Origin of the sequence: Burkholderia sp. BCC1996 (genome assembly GCF_905339955.1) — a bacterium.
In the GTDB taxonomy this organism is placed as follows: domain Bacteria; phylum Pseudomonadota; class Gammaproteobacteria; order Burkholderiales; family Burkholderiaceae; genus Burkholderia.
Map to the genome: position 1 here is coordinate 18,949 of NZ_CAJPHM010000026.1, position 15,290 is coordinate 34,238.

15 protein-coding genes and 1 pseudogene are annotated in these 15,290 nt (G+C 68.4%); 5 read left to right on the forward strand and 11 right to left on the reverse strand.

The window, feature by feature from the left end:
* Nucleotides 1-111 precede the first annotated feature (111 nt).
* From U4Z64_RS29815 to garD, 4 genes are all read right to left on the reverse strand, one after another.
* The gene (locus tag U4Z64_RS29815) at nt 112-549 is read right to left on the reverse strand and encodes a DoxX family protein (protein ID WP_044845736.1); all 438 of its coding nucleotides are present in this window, start codon (nt 547-549) and stop codon (nt 112-114) included.
* 225 nt (nt 550-774) lie between these two features.
* Nucleotides 775-1,230 carry an RbsD/FucU family protein gene (locus U4Z64_RS29820; RefSeq protein WP_124524219.1) on the reverse strand — a complete coding sequence of 152 codons (456 nt, stop codon included), beginning with the start codon at nt 1,228-1,230 and terminating at the stop codon, nt 775-777.
* Nucleotides 1,231-1,309: 79 nt separating this feature from the next.
* The gene (locus U4Z64_RS29825; protein WP_321821844.1) at nt 1,310-1,702 is read right to left on the reverse strand and encodes a nuclear transport factor 2 family protein; all 393 of its coding nucleotides are present in this window, start codon (nt 1,700-1,702) and stop codon (nt 1,310-1,312) included.
* Between the two features lie 224 nt (nt 1,703-1,926).
* Complete coding sequence (gene garD, locus U4Z64_RS29830) at nt 1,927-3,480, reverse strand: galactarate dehydratase (RefSeq protein ID WP_044845739.1); 1,554 nt, start codon at nt 3,478-3,480, stop codon at nt 1,927-1,929.
* A 233-nt stretch (nt 3,481-3,713) separates the two neighbouring features.
* On the opposite strand from garD, the gene kdgD reads away from it, so the two are divergent.
* The gene (gene kdgD, locus U4Z64_RS29835) at nt 3,714-4,628 is read left to right on the forward strand and encodes a 5-dehydro-4-deoxyglucarate dehydratase (protein WP_321821845.1); all 915 of its coding nucleotides are present in this window, start codon (nt 3,714-3,716) and stop codon (nt 4,626-4,628) included.
* 119 nt (nt 4,629-4,747) lie between these two features.
* On the opposite strand, the gene U4Z64_RS29840 is transcribed toward kdgD, so the two are convergent.
* Nucleotides 4,748-5,302, reverse strand: a complete 555-nt coding sequence (locus U4Z64_RS29840; protein ID WP_044845741.1) for a hypothetical protein — start codon at nt 5,300-5,302, stop codon at nt 4,748-4,750.
* A 289-nt stretch (nt 5,303-5,591) separates the two neighbouring features.
* A complete protein-coding gene (locus U4Z64_RS29845; protein ID WP_321821846.1) occupies nt 5,592-7,169 on the reverse strand; it encodes an aldehyde dehydrogenase (NADP(+)) in 1,578 nt (525 codons plus the stop codon).
* Between the two features lie 278 nt (nt 7,170-7,447).
* Between U4Z64_RS29845 and U4Z64_RS29850 the strand changes: the two are divergent.
* Nucleotides 7,448-7,661, forward strand: a pseudogene (locus U4Z64_RS29850) (MFS transporter); the annotation flags it as partial.
* Between the two features lie 132 nt (nt 7,662-7,793).
* Nucleotides 7,794-8,642, forward strand: coding sequence for a helix-turn-helix transcriptional regulator (locus U4Z64_RS29855; protein ID WP_321821847.1), 849 nt, complete (start codon nt 7,794-7,796; stop codon nt 8,640-8,642).
* Nucleotides 8,643-8,648: 6 nt separating this feature from the next.
* Here the strand turns inward: U4Z64_RS29855 and U4Z64_RS29860 are convergent, their stop codons facing one another.
* A complete protein-coding gene (locus U4Z64_RS29860; RefSeq protein ID WP_321821848.1) occupies nt 8,649-9,275 on the reverse strand; it encodes a LysE family translocator in 627 nt (208 codons plus the stop codon).
* Nucleotides 9,276-9,449: 174 nt separating this feature from the next.
* On the opposite strand from U4Z64_RS29860, the gene U4Z64_RS29865 reads away from it, so the two are divergent.
* On the forward strand, nt 9,450-9,914 hold the full coding sequence (locus U4Z64_RS29865; protein WP_044845745.1) for an Lrp/AsnC family transcriptional regulator: 465 nt from the start codon (nt 9,450-9,452) through the stop codon (nt 9,912-9,914).
* A gap of 206 nt (nt 9,915-10,120) precedes the next feature.
* A complete protein-coding gene (locus U4Z64_RS29870; protein ID WP_321821849.1) occupies nt 10,121-11,149 on the forward strand; it encodes a hypothetical protein in 1,029 nt (342 codons plus the stop codon).
* A gap of 166 nt (nt 11,150-11,315) precedes the next feature.
* On the opposite strand, the gene U4Z64_RS29875 is transcribed toward U4Z64_RS29870, so the two are convergent.
* Genes U4Z64_RS29875 through U4Z64_RS29890 form a run of 4 tightly spaced genes read right to left on the reverse strand, consistent with a single transcriptional unit; the run spans nt 11,316 to nt 15,284 of the window.
* The gene (locus tag U4Z64_RS29875; protein WP_321821850.1) at nt 11,316-12,527 is read right to left on the reverse strand and encodes an acyl-CoA dehydrogenase family protein; all 1,212 of its coding nucleotides are present in this window, start codon (nt 12,525-12,527) and stop codon (nt 11,316-11,318) included.
* Entirely contained in the window at nt 12,524-13,381 is an 858-nt protein-coding gene (locus U4Z64_RS29880; protein WP_321821851.1) for a hypothetical protein, read from the reverse strand. The genes U4Z64_RS29875 and U4Z64_RS29880 overlap by 4 nt, the downstream gene beginning before the upstream one ends.
* 54 nt (nt 13,382-13,435) lie before the next feature.
* Entirely contained in the window at nt 13,436-14,092 is a 657-nt protein-coding gene (locus U4Z64_RS29885; protein ID WP_044845749.1) for a methionine ABC transporter permease, read from the reverse strand.
* Nucleotides 14,085-15,284, reverse strand: coding sequence for a methionine ABC transporter ATP-binding protein (locus tag U4Z64_RS29890; RefSeq protein WP_321821852.1), 1,200 nt, complete (start codon nt 15,282-15,284; stop codon nt 14,085-14,087). The genes U4Z64_RS29885 and U4Z64_RS29890 overlap by 8 nt, the downstream gene beginning before the upstream one ends.
* Nucleotides 15,285-15,290: the final 6 nt, after the last annotated feature.

Sequence of the window (15,290 nt, forward strand, 5' to 3'; positions counted from 1 at the left end):
CGCCGGCCGGATGAACAAAGGGCCGAATCCCGCGGCGTGCGGGATTCGGCCCTTTTGTTTGGGCTTCAGCGCGGCGACGTGCGCGCGTCGCGCCGTTCAACCGGGTTCAATTCAGCGCAGCGCGCCGTACGACGAACTCGGCCGGCGCAGCGCATCGATGCTTGCGCCGCCGGCACCGGTCACGAACAGCAGCAGGAAACCGCCGGCGATCGCGACGTTCTTCCAGAAGTGGATCACCATGTCGTGCTGGACCGCGGCGTCCGTCGCGTCCCAGAAATTGTGTCCGACCATCGCGGTCGCGATCGTATAGAACGCCATCAGCAACGCGAGCGGCTTCACCTTGTAGCCAACGATCAGCAGCAGGCCGCCGAGCGCCTCGATCGTGACGACGACCGGCCCCGTCACCTGTGGATAGGGCACGTTCAGCCCATGCAGATAGCCGATGAAATCGCTGTAGCCGAGCAGCTTCATCACGCCGCCCCACAAGAACAACGCCGCCAGCGCCAGGCGCGCGAAAAAAATGACGCCGGAATCGACGGAACGCGTCATGCCTCTCTCCTCGTATGCAATTCGGCCGTCCACACGAGGCGTGCCCGTGCGGTTCGGGGTCGCGCGGCCCTGCCGGGCCGGCGGCAAATGGGCCAGCATAGAGGGTCTTTTCGCGGTGTCCAAGAAAAAGGTTGTAGCAAATCTTTACACCGCGGCGGTCATGCCGGCGCGGCGGCACCGCGAAACACGGTGCTCGGCCCTGGCGGATAAATAACGGAACAGGCCCTAACCGGCGTCGCTCAACAGCACGCCTTTCTTGAAGATGAAACAGCCGTAGCCGCGCGACTCACCGGTGACGATCACCGCATACGCCTGCTGCGCGCGCTCGTAGAACGCGAAACGGTCGACGCCCGTGAGCGGCACCGCGCGCCCTTCCGCACGATCGATCTCGGCCTGCACTTCGCGCTGCACGGGCGGCACCGCGGCCGGATCGCCGACGACTTCCATCCGCCAAGCGGGTGTGTCGACGAACGTGTCGAGCGGCAGCACCGACAGCACCGCGCGCGCGACGCGCGCCGAGTCGGCGCCGTCGATGCGCAGCGCGCGGCCGACCACCGTATGCTCGGCGACGGATTCCGCCGGAAAATTCGCATCGCAGATCACCACTTCATCGCCGTGCCCCATCGCGCGCAGCGCGTGCAGGATGTCGGCGTGCAACAGCGGATCGAGATTCTTCAACATGTGGGAAAGGCTCCGGGATCGGGAACGAATTGCATAACGTTACCCGATCCCGGCCGCCGCCGGGCATGCGTCGCTCGTATCACGACGCCGCGGCCGGCATTTCGTCGATGAAACCCGTGACCGACTTCAGGCGGCCCGACGCATCGACGGTGCCGAAGTCCGAACCTTTCACGACCGCCGCGCCGTCGGGCGACACGAGCGCCCACGAGAAGCGCAGGTGCTCGCCGAATCCGTCGACGTCGGTCGTGCGGCGAAAGCGATACGCGGGGAAACGCTCCTGCACCGCGGCGATCATCGTGTCGATGCCCGCATGGCCGTCGCCGGCCATCAGCGGATCGCGATAGGCCGCGTCGCTCGCGTAGGTCGCATCGATCAGCGCGCGCCGGCGTGCGACGTCGGGCTCGTTCCAGGCATCGAAATAGCGGTCGATCAGGTCGGCGTGAGCCGACTGGGCGGTTTGGGCGGTGTTCATGGCGAGGCTCCTTGTGTCGATGGGGGGACGATGTCGCAAACGTTTCGTGTTCGCGTGCCACCATCGTCGCCGGCCTCGCGTGGGCGGTCGATTACGTGCGAGGTAAGGAATTCGTGCCGGCCGCGGAAAGCATGCATGCGCCGAACCGCAAACCCGCCGCCACCATCAAAAACGGGCGCCCGAAGGCGCCCGCATCGCATCGTCTGCCGCCGTCGCGGCGCGCGTCAGGTCACCGGCGCCGGATTGAACAGCGTCAGCGCATTCGCGAGCTTCCATTGCTCGGCCCACGTGCGGCGCTTGCCGCTCGCGACGTCGAGCATCAGCCGGAACAGTTCCCAGCCCACGTCCTCGATCGACGCCGCGCCGGTGGCGATCTGCCCCGCGTCGAGATCCATCAGGTCGTGCCAGCGGCGCGCGAGATCGCTGCGCGTCGCGACCTTGATCACCGGCACCTGCGCGAGGCCGTACGGCGTGCCGCGCCCCGTCGTGAAAACGTGCAGGTTCATCCCCGCCGCGAGCTGCAGCGTGCCGCAGATGAAATCGCTCGCCGGTGTCGCCGCGTACAGCAGCCCCTTCTGCCGCGCCCGGTCGCCGGGACGCACGACGCCGGCGATCGGCGCGCTGCCCGACTTCACGATCGAGCCCATCGCCTTCTCGACGATGTTCGACAGGCCGCCCTTCTTGTTGCCGGGCGTCGTGTTCGCGCTGCGGTCGACGCGGCCGCGCTGCAGATAGCGGTCGTACCAGTCCATCTCGCGGATGATCTCGCGGGCGACGTCCTCGTTCGCCGCGCGCGACGTGAGCTGCGCGACGCCGTCGCGCACTTCGGTCACCTCCGAGAACATGATCGTGGCGCCCGCCCGCACGAGCAGGTCGGCCGCGAAACCGACCGCCGGGTTCGCGGTGAGCCCCGAGAACGCGTCGCTGCCGCCGCACTGCACGCCGACGACGAGATCCGACGCCGGGCAGGTTTCGCGACGGCGGCGGTTCAGCCGTTCGAGATGCGATTCGGCCATCTTCATGATCGAGTCGATCATCGAGTTGAAGCCGACGTGCGCGGCGTCCTGCAGGCACACGACGCCGCCGTTGTCCGGCGCGCCGTCGGCCGCCACCGGAATCGAGCCCGGCGGCAGCAGGCGCTCGGGCTGCAGCTTCTCGCAGCCGAGGCTCACCGTCATCACCTCGCCGCCGAAGTTCGGATTCAGGCTGATGTTGCGCAGCGTGCGGATCGGAATGTCGGCATCGGGCGCATCGATCGCGACGCCGCAGCCGTATGTGTGCTCGAGCCCGACCACGTCGTCGACGTTCGGGTAACGCGGCAGCAGTTCGTCCTTGATCCGCTTCACCGCATGCTCGACGACGCCCGACACGCATTGCACGGTCGTCGTGATCGCGAGGATGTTGCGCGTGCCGACCGAGCCGTCGGCATTGCGGAAGCCCTCGAACGTATAGCCTTCGAGCGGCGCCAGCGGCGGCGCGGCACGCGTGGCGAGCGGCAGGTCGTCGAGCCCCGGCGGCTCGGGCATGCGCATCGTGCGCTCGTTGACCCAGCTGCCGCGGCGCAGCTCGGCGAGCGCGTAGCCGATCACCACGTTGTAGCGGACGATCGGATCGCCGGCCGCGAGGTCGACCAGCGCGACCTTGTGCCCTTGCGGCACGCCTTCGCGCAGCGTCAGGCCGTCGGCGAACGTCGCGCCCTCGGGCAGGCCGCCGTCGTTGACGACGATCGCGACGTTGTCGTCCGGGTGCACGCGGATATAAAGCGGGGAAGCAGTCATCGGAATTCCTGGGAGGCTACCGGTCAAATCGTTAGTCATCATATGACATTCAACACCAAGCCGCGATGCTGCGTAAACCCTTATCCGGAAAGACCCTATCTCTCGCCGGCCGGCAAACCGCTTGCGCCGCGCTTTTCCGCGTTGTACGATGACATACAACGACATCGCCAATATGGCCCGGATGCCGTACCCGACGAACCCATCAGCACTCGCGCTGGACGGACGACCCAACCATGACTTCACCGCAAGAACTCAAACAGATCATTTCCCACGGCCTGCTGTCGTTTCCGCTGACGGATTTCGACGTGGACGGCAGCTTCCGCCCGGCCACCTATGCCGAGCGTCTGGAATGGCTGGCACCGTATGGCGCGACCGCGCTGTTCGCGGCCGGCGGCACCGGTGAATTCTTCTCGCTCACGCAGCGCGAGTATTCGGACGTGATCCGCGTCGCGACGGAAACCTGCAAGGGCAAGGTGCCGATCCTGGCCGGCGCCGGCGGCGCGACGCGCGTCGCGATCGAATACGCGCAGGAAGCCGAGCGCCTCGGCGCGAGCGGCGTGCTGCTGATGCCGCACTACCTGACCGAAGCCAGCCAGGAAGGCATCGCCGAGCACGTCGAGCAGGTGTGCAGCGCGCTGAAGATCGGCGTCGTGGTGTACAACCGCGCGAATTCGAAGCTGAATGCCGACATGCTCGAGCGCCTCGCCGATCGTTGCCCGAACCTGATCGGCTTCAAGGACGGCGTCGGCGAAATCGAGAGCATGGTCACGATCCGCCGCCGCCTCGGCGACCGCTTCGCGTACCTCGGCGGCCTGCCGACGGCCGAAGTCTACGCGGCCGCGTACAAGGCGCTCGGCGTGCCGGTGTACTCGTCGGCCGTGTTCAACTTCATCCCGAAGACGGCGATGGCATTCTACGAAGCGATCGCGAAGGACGACCACGCAACGGTCGGCCGCCTGCTCGACGAGTTCTTCCTGCCGTACCTGAAGATCCGCAACCGTCGCGCGGGCTACGCGGTCAGCATCGTGAAGGCGGGCGCGAAGCTCGTCGGCCACGACGCCGGCCCGGTGCGCGCGCCGCTCGTCGACCTCACCGACGCCGAAATGGCCGAACTCGACGTGCTGATCAAGAAGATGGGCCCGCAGTAAGCGGCGGGCTGACCAACGGCACGCGATCCAGTGCGTGCCGGCCCGCGCGGGACCGGCGGTTCCGCCCGGCGCTCCCCCTTTCGACGGCCGCCCCGTGCTTCGCGGGCCGGCCGTTTTCATTACATCTGTGCGATGGTCCCGACGATCCGGTAGCGCAGGCTGCCGAGCCTGAGACGGGTCGCGGCGATATCGGTGCCGGCCGCCGATCGCCGGAAGCGCGTGTTCGGATCGTCGGCAAGAATCTGATCCAGCACGTCAGGATCCACGACCGCATCGAAAAATCGGCCGAGCGTGAGCGTCGCATACTGTTTCGCGGTCGCGAGCTGGCTGTTGGCCTGCATCAGCGCCTCGGTGCGCAGGCCCGGATCGCGCTCGTCGATGCTGCGGCGATGCTTCAGCGCAAACACCAGCGCCTCCATGTCCAGCCGGAACCGCTTGACGGCCTGGCCGAACCCGAGCGAATGCGGATCGGCGCCGGTGACGGGCCGCCCCTGATTGATCGTCACGTCGAATTCACTGCCGCCCAGGTCGCGCTGCAATTCGAACAGCGCATTGGCCAGTACGCGCCCTTCGCTGGTCTCGCCGATCTGGGTGCGCACCGATTTCGCGACGTCGCCGATCGCTTTCCACAATCCGGCCGCGAACAGGTGGTCGCCACGCTTGCTGATATTCATCGGAGGGCTCCTTGTTGGTTTTTGTCGGTCTCTCAGGCTCGCCTGCGGACCGGCGGGTCCGAGGCCTCGCTAATGTAGGAGAAATTCCGGCGGCGTGGAAGCCGCCATCCATCTCGTCAAGGCGGCGCATCATGAGAAGCATCATTCGATGCCCCCCGCTCTCTAATCGAGCAAAACCGGCCCTCCATCAAAAAGGCGGCGGGGTACCCGTGGGCACCGTGCGCCGCCTTGTTTCAACCTTGCCGGAACGCGCCCCTCCCGGGACGCGGCCTTCAGTCGTCCTGCGCCATCACTCCGCCTTCCCGTCCCGCAGCCGCGGAATGTCGAGCGGATTGCGTTCCTGCAGCCCTTCGGGCAGCAGGTCGTCCGGGAAGTCCTGATAGCACACGGGCCGCAGGAAACGGTCGATCGCGGTCGCGCCGACCGACGTGACGGCCGGGTTCGACGTCGCCGGGAACGGCCCGCCGTGGACCATCGCATCGCACACCTCGACGCCGGTCGGGTAGCCGTTGACGAGCAGGCGCCCGGCCTTGCGCTCGAGGATCGGCAGCAGGCGGCGCGCGAGCGGCTTGTCGTCGGCGTCCAGTTGCAGCGTGGCCGTCAGCTGGCCCTCGAGTGCGTCGAGCACGCGCGCGACTTCGTCTAGATCGCGGCAGCGCACGATCAGCGACGCCGGCCCGAACACCTCGTGGCCGAACGCCGGCTCGGCCAGGAACGCCTGCGCGGCGACTTCGTACAGCGCGCCGCCTGCCTGGCATTCGGTCTGCGCCGCCTCGCCCGCGCCGATTTCGCGCACGCCCGGCAGTTCGGCCAGCTTGCCGCGGCCGTTGCGATACGCGTCGGCGATGCCGCGCGTCAGCATCACGCCGGCCGGCTTCTTCGCGAGCGCCTGTGCGGCGACGGACTCGAAGCGATCGAGATAGGGGCCGTCGACCGCCAGCACGAGACCCGGGTTCGTACAGAACTGGCCGGTGCCGAGCGTCAGCGAATCGACGAAGCCGATCGCGATCGCGTCGCCGCGCGCGGCCAGCGCGGCCGGAAACAGCACGACCGGGTTGATGCTGCTCATTTCCGCATAGACGGGAATCGGTTGCGGGCGCGCGTTCGCGAGCTGCACGAGCGCCATGCCGCCCTGCCGCGACCCGGTGAAGCCGACGGCCTGGATCGCCGGATGGCTGACGAGCGCCGCGCCGATCACGCGGCCGGGGCCGATCAGCAGCGAGAACACGCCGGCCGGCATCCCGCATTTCGCCACCGCCGCGCGGATCGCGCGGCCGACCAGCTCGGACGTGCCGAGGTGCGCCTCATGGGCCTTCACGATCACCGGGCAGCCGGCCGCGAGTGCCGACGCGGTATCGCCGCCGGCCACCGAGAACGCGAGCGGGAAGTTGCTCGCGCCGAACACGGCGACGGGCCCGAGCCCGACCTTCTGCAGCCGCAGGTCCGAGCGCGGCAGCGGCGTGCGCGCGGGCTGCGCGGGGTCGATCGACGCGGCGAGGAAGCGCCCGTCGCGCACGACGCGCGCGAACAGCCGGAGCTGGCCGACGGTGCGGCCGCGCTCGCCCTGCAGCCGCGCGACGGGCAGGCCCGTTTCGGCGTGCGCGCGTTCGATCAGCGCGTCGCCGAGCGCGACGATTTCGTCGGCGATCGCCTCGAGAAACGCCGCGCGGGCCGCGAGCGGCTGCGTGCGATACGCGTCGAAGGCGTCGCGCGCGAGTTCGCACGCGCGCTCGACATCGGCCTGCGTCGCGACGCCGAAGGCCGGCGCATCGATCGGCGCGCCCTTCGTCGGGTCGAACGCGCGCAGGGTACCGGCCGAGCCGGCCACCGCGTCGGCGCCGATCAGCATCTCTCCAGTCAGTTGCATGGGTGTGCTCCGTGGTTCGGGAATGGTTCGCTCATTGTAGCCCAACAGATATGATGTCTGCTGACGACATGGCGATATTCCCGTCGCTCCACAGTTACTCGACCGCAGGCCACAAACCCCTATCCATTCGGCACAAGCAGGAAATTCTTGCCTCTCCCGCGGCCGTCCGAAGGGAAAACCCAAGGTGTCCGCACGCCCTCGTTGCAGGTAAGTTTTGGCCCATGTCATACGACGACATATATTAAGCACGCAATCGGCGCACCTCTAGAGATCTTCCGATCAAACTCGCCGGCATCGCGCGCGCCGCACCGCCGTGCGCTACTGGATCCGGGCGCCGCTGTCCGTCGTCACGACGCTCAACGATGCGGACCGCGCGACGCCGTCGGTCACCGGCATGCCGATCCGCAAGGCGTTCGGCATGATCCGGTGACGACGGGCCGGATCTTCCCGGCGCTCAGCCGGGCGTACGTGCTCGCGCAACTGCCGAGCGGCCGGTTCCCCGATTCGTCGATCGAGTTGCCCATCGGGCGCAGGCAGCGGGCAGCATCGGCGCTGCACACCGATCCGGAATGCTTACCTCGCAGGTAATGCCCGGCGCGCGCGGGATTGCCTATCATCTTCGTCATGAACTCGACCGCCACCCTCCAATCGCTGCCCCCGTCCGCCGGCCGCGCGTCCGGTATCGGCTCGCTGCTGCGCACCTGGCGTCAACGCCGCCGCCTGAGCCAGATGGCGCTCGCGCTGGAGGCCGAGGTGTCCGCGCGGCACCTGAGCTTCGTCGAATCGGGGCGTGCGCAGCCGAGCCGGGAGATGGTGCTGCATCTCGCCGAGCGCCTCGACGTGCCGCTGCGCGAGCGCAATGCGCTGCTCGTCGCGGCCGGCTATGCGCCGCTGTTTCGCGAGCGGCCGTTCTCCGATCCGCAGCTCGATGCGGCGCGCCAGGCGGTCGAAGCCGTGCTGCGCGGCCACGAGCCCTACCCGGCGCTCGCCGTGGATCGCCACTGGACGCTGCTCGCCGCGAACCGGATGCTCGGCGCGCTGGTCGCGCAGGCCGATCCGGCGCTCCTGCGGCCGCCCGTCAACGTGCTGCGGCTGAGCCTGCATCCGGACGGCCTCGCGCCGCAGATCGTCAACTGGCACGAATGGCGCGCGCATATCCTGCACCGGCTGCAACGGCAGATCGACGCGAGCGGCGATCGCACGCTGCATGCGCTGCGCGACGAACTCGCGAACTATCCGGCACCGGCCGGCCAGCCCGCCGACACGCAGGCACGCGCCGACTACGCGGACATCGCGGTGCCGCTGCGGCTGCGCACGGCAGCCGGCGAACTGACGTTCTTCAGCACGACGACGGTGTTCGGCACGCCGGTCGACGTCACGCTGTCGGAGCTCGCGATCGAGGCGTTTTTCCCGGCGAATCCGGAGACGGCGGACGCGATGCGCGCGCTGGCTGACGCGTTGCCGGCGCAGTGAGCATCGTCAACGACGCTCGAACGCCAGCTTCACGCCCAGCCCGAGGAGGACCGCGCCGCTCACCCGGTGCATGCGGCTCAGGATGCGCGGATTGCGCCGGATCGACGTCGACAGCAGGCCGGCGAACAGCGCGACCGGCCCCTTGACGAGAAACGTCAGGCCGGCAAACGTCGTGCCGAGCACGAACAGCGACAGCATCGGATGCGCGGCGCCCGCGGGGACGAACTGCGGCAGGAATGCGAGATAGAACAGCGCGACCTTCGGATTCGACACGTTGGACAGCGCGCCTTGCGCGAACGTGCGCAACCCGGACGCCGGCGCGTCGCGACCGCTCGCGAGCGTCAGCTCGCCCGACGACCGCAGCAGCGTGATGCCGAGGTACAGCAGATACAGCGCGCCGATCATCTTCAACGCAGTGAACAGCCATTCGGATGCCTGAAGAAGCGCACCCAGCCCGAGCGTCGCGAGCATCGTATGCACGAGCAGCCCGACGCTGACGCCCGCCGCGGTCACGAGGCCCGCCCGCGTGCCGCCGGATAGCGTGCGCGACATCACGAGCACCATGTCCTGGCCCGGCGTCAGAATGATCAGAAGGGAAGTGGCCATGAACGGCAACCAGGCTACGTGCGGCATCGGAACTCTCCTGAAAGCGGCGCCAGGCGGGACGGGCGGGAATCGCGCGCGTCCGATGAGCCGGGCAGTCATCGGATTATCGGCAACTTGCCGTGGAGAATGGCTGCGAAGTCGGCTACTTTCGAGGCACGATTTGGCGTTATTCTCCAATATCGACTTCATCGGTAGTCAAAAATGCCAATCAAGCTGGATGCCATCGATCGGCGCATTCTGCGTGCGCTGCAACGGAACTCGAACCAGACGAACGCCGAACTCGCGCAGCAGGCCGGCCTCTCGCCCACGCCCTGCCTGCGCCGCGTTCACCTGCTGGAGGAACAGGGCGTGATCGACGCGTACGTCGCCCTGCTGAACCCGGCGGCCGTCGAGCTGCGGTTCACGGCCTTCGTGCGCGTCACGCTGGAACGCCAGGACAAGACGACCGTCGAGCGCTTCGCGCGCGAGATGGAGCAGGCGCCGGAAGTGCTCGAATGCCATCTGATGGCCGGCAGCTACGACTATCTGCTGCGCGTCATCGCGAAGGATCTCGACGACTATCAGCGCTTTCAGATGGAGACGCTCACGCAGATCGAAGGCGTACGCAACGTCGAAACCGAGATTCCGCTGAAGCGCATCAAGCAGACGGTGCGTCTGCCGATCTAGGCAGGCGAAAAGACAACGGTGTGCGCACCGCTGTCTTCGGATCAGGCGCCAGAACACTACAATGACGTCCGTTCGTACAAGATCCTGAAATGTCGTTCGCCACCCGGGCCACGCCGGCGGCGGCACCCTTCACTTGACGATGCCGGCACGCCCCGGTCTACCGCGGCCATTCCAACAATGATTCCGCTCGGTCGTTCGCCTGTCTCATGATTCCCGCTCCGATTTTCTCCGGCACCTTCTTCATCGTTCTCGGCATTTCGTTTCTGGCGGCCGTCTCAGTCGTGCTCTGGATCGTTGCGCTGGCGCTGTTTCCGCCTGTACGACGATCGTTTCGTGTATATCGGCGACGCTCCACCGCCATCTTCGCCGCCCTGTGCGTGACGAGCAGCTTCGTCGTCTCGATGGTGGCGATCGGGCTGCAGGCCGAGGCGAACATCAGAAAGGAAGAGGCCGCGAAGCATCCCGCGCTCGTGAAGAGCGAGCGTCTGCTGGGCATCGACATGCCGCCCGGCACGCGGCTGTCGCTCTCGACTGCCGGCGACATGAACTCGATCGAGAAAGCCGAGTTTCCGCATGCGGTCGATGTCTACGGCATTGCGGCCGTCGCGCTGACGGTCGGGACGGAATTCGACGATGAAGCGCCGCGCAACGACCGGGACCTCGCCACCCTCACCGCACTGACGCTCACCACCACCAGGCCCCGGACGATCGATGGTTGGACCTGCGGTTCGAAAGCGCCGCTGAAGATCGTGCTGCGCAACGATGCGCGGACCAGGACGCTCTGGTCATGCCACCTGGCTGACGGCAATCGCGTGGCCGGCGGTGTCGTACCCGCCGGGTCGCGCGTCATGAGAAGCACCACCACCTATGGGGACGGCATGCGCGACAACGACTATTGGGAGATCAGGGTCGCGGAAGGCGACGTGTTCGAATTGTCATCGCTACCGCTGCGTCACCCCGAACTGCGACTCGATCGGGAACGCACCGTTCTCGCGTTCGACTACGCGACGCTGGCGCGTGCGGCGAGCGTCGGTAACATCGCCTACCCGGCCGGCACCGAAGTCACGTTCGGGGTGCGCGGGCTGCGCGAAGACTACCCCGGTGCGTGGCGCTTCAGGACACCCGGGCGCCAGCACGCGGTCGACAAAAACACGGGACCGATCGCCGATGGTGCGTCGGTCGTACAGGCGCCTTCGGGGAAGGTTTACGCGATCTTCCCGGGTCGTACCGACTGAATGCGCTGCGCCATCATCGGCTGGCGGCCGGGTGCGAGCGCAGCGGAATGGTGATTGCACGGTTCGCGCAGAAATGCCGAAGTCCCGCAAGGACGCGGGCGCGGGCGTCGGCTATCGCCGGCAAGCCGCACCGAGCGGCATGGCGACGCCGGACGGTTTGCCGACGCTACGTATAAAGCGACGCCTGCGGCAATTCCCCCGTCAGCGCGAACCGGCCGACGTCGCGCAGCCGATAGTCGAGCGGATCGTGCAGCGTATGCGTACGCGCGTTGCGCCAGAAGCGGTCGAGGCCGAGCGATGCGGCCGTCGCACGTGCGCCGCACGTGTCGAACAGCGCCTCGCCGTTCTCGAGCGCCGCGCGCTGCGCGACGATCTTCGCGTCCGACACGGCGAGTGCCACCTCGGCCCGTTCGTCGGCCGTCAGCGCGTCATGCCGCGACCATGCGCGCTGCAACGCGACGGCCGCGCGGTCGGCGAGCGCCGCCGCCGCGACCGCCTGCACGCGCATGTCGCCGAAGCGCTGCAGCGTATAGGGATCGTCGCTCGCCTGCGCGACACCCGCGTTGATCCACGGCCGGCCGTGCTTCAGCACGTAGTCGCGCGCCTCGGCCAGCGCGCCTTCCGCGAGCCCGACGAACAGGTTCGTCAGCACGAGCTGCGACACCAGCGTGCGCAGCGTCGCGCGCGGCGTCGGCGGCGTCTCGGAGCGGTGCAGCACCTCGTCCGGCGCGAGCGTCACGCCGTCGAAGCGCACGCTGCCGCTGTCGGTCTGGCGCTGGCCGATCGGATCCCAGTCCTCGTTGACCGTGATCCCGTCACGATCGGTCGGCACCACGCCGAACACGGCGCGGCCCGTTTCCGGATCGTGCGCGGACACGGTCATCCGCTGCGAGCCGCGCGTGCCCGAACAGAAGCCCTTCACGCCGTCGAGCCGGTAGCCGCCGTCCGGCGTCGCGGTCGCCGCGAGCCGCGTGTCGAGCGGGTTGACCGCATTGCCCCACCACCAGCGATGCTCGACCGTGCCGCGCAGATAGCGTTCGCGCTGCGCCGCGCTGCCCCACACGTCGACGCTCACCACCTGCAGGATCTGGAACCCGACCAGATGCGCGAGCGCGCTGTCGACGCGCGCGATCCGCCGGATCGTGTCGTAGATCGCCGGCCACTCGGCTTCCTGTCCGCCGAATTCGCGCGGCACCGCGAGCGTCAGCAGGCCCGCGTCGGCGAGCCGCTGCTTTTCGTCGGCCGCGTGACCGCCCGCGCGGTCGCGCTCGGCAGCCGTCGCACGCAGCGCGTCGATCGCACGCGCCAGCGCATCGGCGTCGAGCGCGCGTGCGTCGATTTCCGGCGCCAGCGTCGCCGGGCCGCGGGGATCGTTCATGCGACGGCTTCCTGTGCAACGGTTTCGTGCGCAACGATTTCGCCCGACAACGGCACCAGCGCGCCGAGCCGGCGGCCGGTCAGCCGCGACAGGATCTCGCGCCGCCAGTCGTCGTAGATCGCGCGGTATTCGGCGATATCCGCACCGAACACGTGCGCGGTGTGCGCGTATTCGTCATGCAGATAACCGTCGAGCCGCGCCTGGGTTTCCTCGTCGGCCGCGATCACGCGGTCGACCAGCGCGTCGCGCTCGGCGGGCGGCAGCGCGTTCAACGTGTCGAACCACCACTGGACGATCTGCACGCGATGCCACTCCTCGTCCGGACGGATCCGGTTCTCGCCGTGCTCGCGCATCGCGCCGTCGGCGATGCGGCCGGTCTTGCGCTGGATCCACAGCTTCGCGAGGATGTGCAGCTCGTAATGCCATTCGAACGCGAGAAAGCCCGCGACGTCGCGCACCGCGATGTCGCCGATGCGTTCCCAGTGCGCGGCGACGAGCCGCTCGACCTTCGGCAGCGGATCGCGGCCCGTCAGTTCGGTCACGCGCTCGCGCCCGATCACCGCGTGCGCGCCGTCGTCGCCGAGCTGGCGCGACAGGATCAGCTGGAAATGCGGGTCATCGCGAAACAGCGTGTCGATCGCCTTCGCGACGACCTGCACGATGAACAGGTCGTGCGACGCCATCTTCGTGTAGTAGTCGGCGACGGCGGCGAGCTCGTCCGCGCCGTGCGGCTCGCGCGGCGGCGTCGCCAGTTTGTCAGGGAAGCCGGGGCGATGGCGTCGTGCGACGTCCAGAAACAGGGCTTCCTCGAATTGTCCGTTCCATTCGCGCGGCGCGCCGATGGGCAAGGTCATGGGTATCGTTCTCTCAGGGTCTTCAATGAAAAGAGCCGGCGCTCGTGGCGCCGCTCAGGTACGCCGGGTCACGCGTCGGACCAGGCGGTCGCCCGTGATTTGCACGGCCGAAACGAGTGCGATCAGGATTACGATCACGGTCACCATGACGGTGGTGTCGAAACGCTGATAGCCATAGCGGATCGCGAGATCGCCGAGCCCGCCCGCGCCGACTGCGCCCGCCATCGCGGTCGAGCCGATCAGCGCGACGACGGTGATCGTGAAACCGCCGAGCATGCCGGGCAACGCCTCCGGCAACAGCACGTGCCACACGATGTGGCGGCGTTTCGCGCCCATCGCGAGCGCCGCCTCGATCAGCCCGCGATCCACTTCGCGCAGGCTCACTTCCGCAATCCGCGCGAAGAATGGAATCGCCGCGATCGACAGCGGCACGACGGCCGCCCACACGCCGATCGTCGTGCCGATCAGCACGCGCGTGAACGGCAGCAGCGCGACGAGCAGGATGATGAACGGTGTCGAGCGGAACACGTTGACGAGCGCGCCGAGCACCGCGTTCAGGCCACGCCGCGCGTAAATGCCGCCGGGCGCGGTCGTCACCAGGATCACCGCGAGCGGGATGCCGATCAGCGCGGCGATCGCGGCCGACGCGGCGACCATCGACAGCGTGTCGCGGATCGCGTCGAGCAGTTCGGGCCACCAGAGTTCAAACATAGCCGAGCACCTCCGCATGATTCGCGTGGCGGCGCGCGCGCTCGAGCAACGCGGCGACCGCGCCGCCGCGTGCCGGCGGGTGGCCGGCGTCGTCCGCGCGCGGCGACGCCGCGATCACGAGGCGCCCTTGCGCATGCCCCTGAATGCGCTCGATCCCGCCGTGCAGGAAGCGCACCGAGCCGCCGAGCGCCGCCGCGAGCGCGCCGACGTCCGGCTCGCCGCCGCTTTCGCCCGTATAACGGACGTCCAGCACGACTTGCGCGCCGTCGGGCAGCGCGGCCAGCTCGGGCAACGGCTGCACGCGCGCGGCGAGTTCGGCCGGCAGGTCGTGCACGAGCGTGCTGAGCAGGGCGCGCGTCGCGCCGTGGCGCGGATCGCCGAACACGCGCCACACCGGGCCCGTTTCGACGACCTCGCCCTGCTCGATCACCGCGACCGTGTCGCACACCGCGCGGATCACTTCCATCTCGTGCGTGATCAGCACGATCGTCAGTCCGAGGCGGCGGTTGATGTCGGCGAGCAGCGCGAGGATCGATTGCGTCGTCTCGGGGTCGAGCGCCGACGTCGCCTCATCGCACAGCAGCACCTCCGGGTCGTGCACCAGCGCCCGCGCGATGCCGACGCGCTGCTTCTGGCCGCCCGACAGGCTCGCCGGATACGCGTCGCGTTTCGCGGTCAGCCCGACGAGATCGAGCAGCGCCTCGGCCTTGCGCGTGCGCTCGGCCTTCGGCACGCCGGCGATCTTCAGCGGCAGCGCGACGTTCTCGAACACCGTCTTCGCCGACAGCAGGTTGAAATGCTGGAACACCATGCCGGTGCGACGCCGCAGCGCGACGAGCCCGTCCTCGTCGAGCGCGCCGACGTCGACGCCCTGCACGCGCACGCTGCCCGAACTCGGACGTTCGAGGCCGTTGACGAGCCGCAGCAGCGTCGACTTGCCGGCACCGCTGCGGCCGATGATGCCGAACACCTCGCCGCGCCGCACGTCGAGCGTCACGTCGCGCAACGCGGCGGCCTGGCCGCGCGACGTCGCGAACACCTTGCCGACGTGTGCGAACGACACGGCGGCGGCGCCGTCGGCCCGCGCGGCCGCTGCGTTACGCGAATCATGCGCGTCATGCACGTCCGCACCCGCACCGGCCCGCACGGCCGATGCCTCGATGAAACCCAGCGTATCGAACAATTGCGTCATCGCTTC

What these genes read in the sequence shown, in the direction of transcription:
- U4Z64_RS29815 (WP_044845736.1), bottom strand. Translation starts at nt 549, where the DNA reads ATGACGCGTTCCGTCGATTCCGGCGTCATTTTTTTCGCGCGCCTGGCG.
- U4Z64_RS29820 (WP_124524219.1), bottom strand. Translation starts at nt 1,230, where the DNA reads ATGTTGAAGAATCTCGATCCGCTGTTGCACGCCGACATCCTGCACGCG.
- U4Z64_RS29825 (WP_321821844.1), bottom strand. Translation starts at nt 1,702, where the DNA reads ATGAACACCGCCCAAACCGCCCAGTCGGCTCACGCCGACCTGATCGAC.
- garD (WP_044845739.1), bottom strand. Translation starts at nt 3,480, where the DNA reads ATGACTGCTTCCCCGCTTTATATCCGCGTGCACCCGGACGACAACGTC.
- kdgD (WP_321821845.1), top strand. Translation starts at nt 3,714, where the DNA reads ATGACTTCACCGCAAGAACTCAAACAGATCATTTCCCACGGCCTGCTG.
- U4Z64_RS29840 (WP_044845741.1), bottom strand. Translation starts at nt 5,302, where the DNA reads ATGAATATCAGCAAGCGTGGCGACCACCTGTTCGCGGCCGGATTGTGG.
- U4Z64_RS29845 (WP_321821846.1), bottom strand. Translation starts at nt 7,169, where the DNA reads ATGCAACTGACTGGAGAGATGCTGATCGGCGCCGACGCGGTGGCCGGC.
- U4Z64_RS29855 (WP_321821847.1), top strand. Translation starts at nt 7,794, where the DNA reads ATGAACTCGACCGCCACCCTCCAATCGCTGCCCCCGTCCGCCGGCCGC.
- U4Z64_RS29860 (WP_321821848.1), bottom strand. Translation starts at nt 9,275, where the DNA reads ATGCCGCACGTAGCCTGGTTGCCGTTCATGGCCACTTCCCTTCTGATC.
- U4Z64_RS29865 (WP_044845745.1), top strand. Translation starts at nt 9,450, where the DNA reads ATGCCAATCAAGCTGGATGCCATCGATCGGCGCATTCTGCGTGCGCTG.
- U4Z64_RS29870 (WP_321821849.1), top strand. Translation starts at nt 10,121, where the DNA reads ATGATTCCCGCTCCGATTTTCTCCGGCACCTTCTTCATCGTTCTCGGC.
- U4Z64_RS29875 (WP_321821850.1), bottom strand. Translation starts at nt 12,527, where the DNA reads ATGAACGATCCCCGCGGCCCGGCGACGCTGGCGCCGGAAATCGACGCA.
- U4Z64_RS29880 (WP_321821851.1), bottom strand. Translation starts at nt 13,381, where the DNA reads ATGACCTTGCCCATCGGCGCGCCGCGCGAATGGAACGGACAATTCGAG.
- U4Z64_RS29885 (WP_044845749.1), bottom strand. Translation starts at nt 14,092, where the DNA reads ATGTTTGAACTCTGGTGGCCCGAACTGCTCGACGCGATCCGCGACACG.
- U4Z64_RS29890 (WP_321821852.1), bottom strand. Translation starts at nt 15,284, where the DNA reads ATGACGCAATTGTTCGATACGCTGGGTTTCATCGAGGCATCGGCCGTG.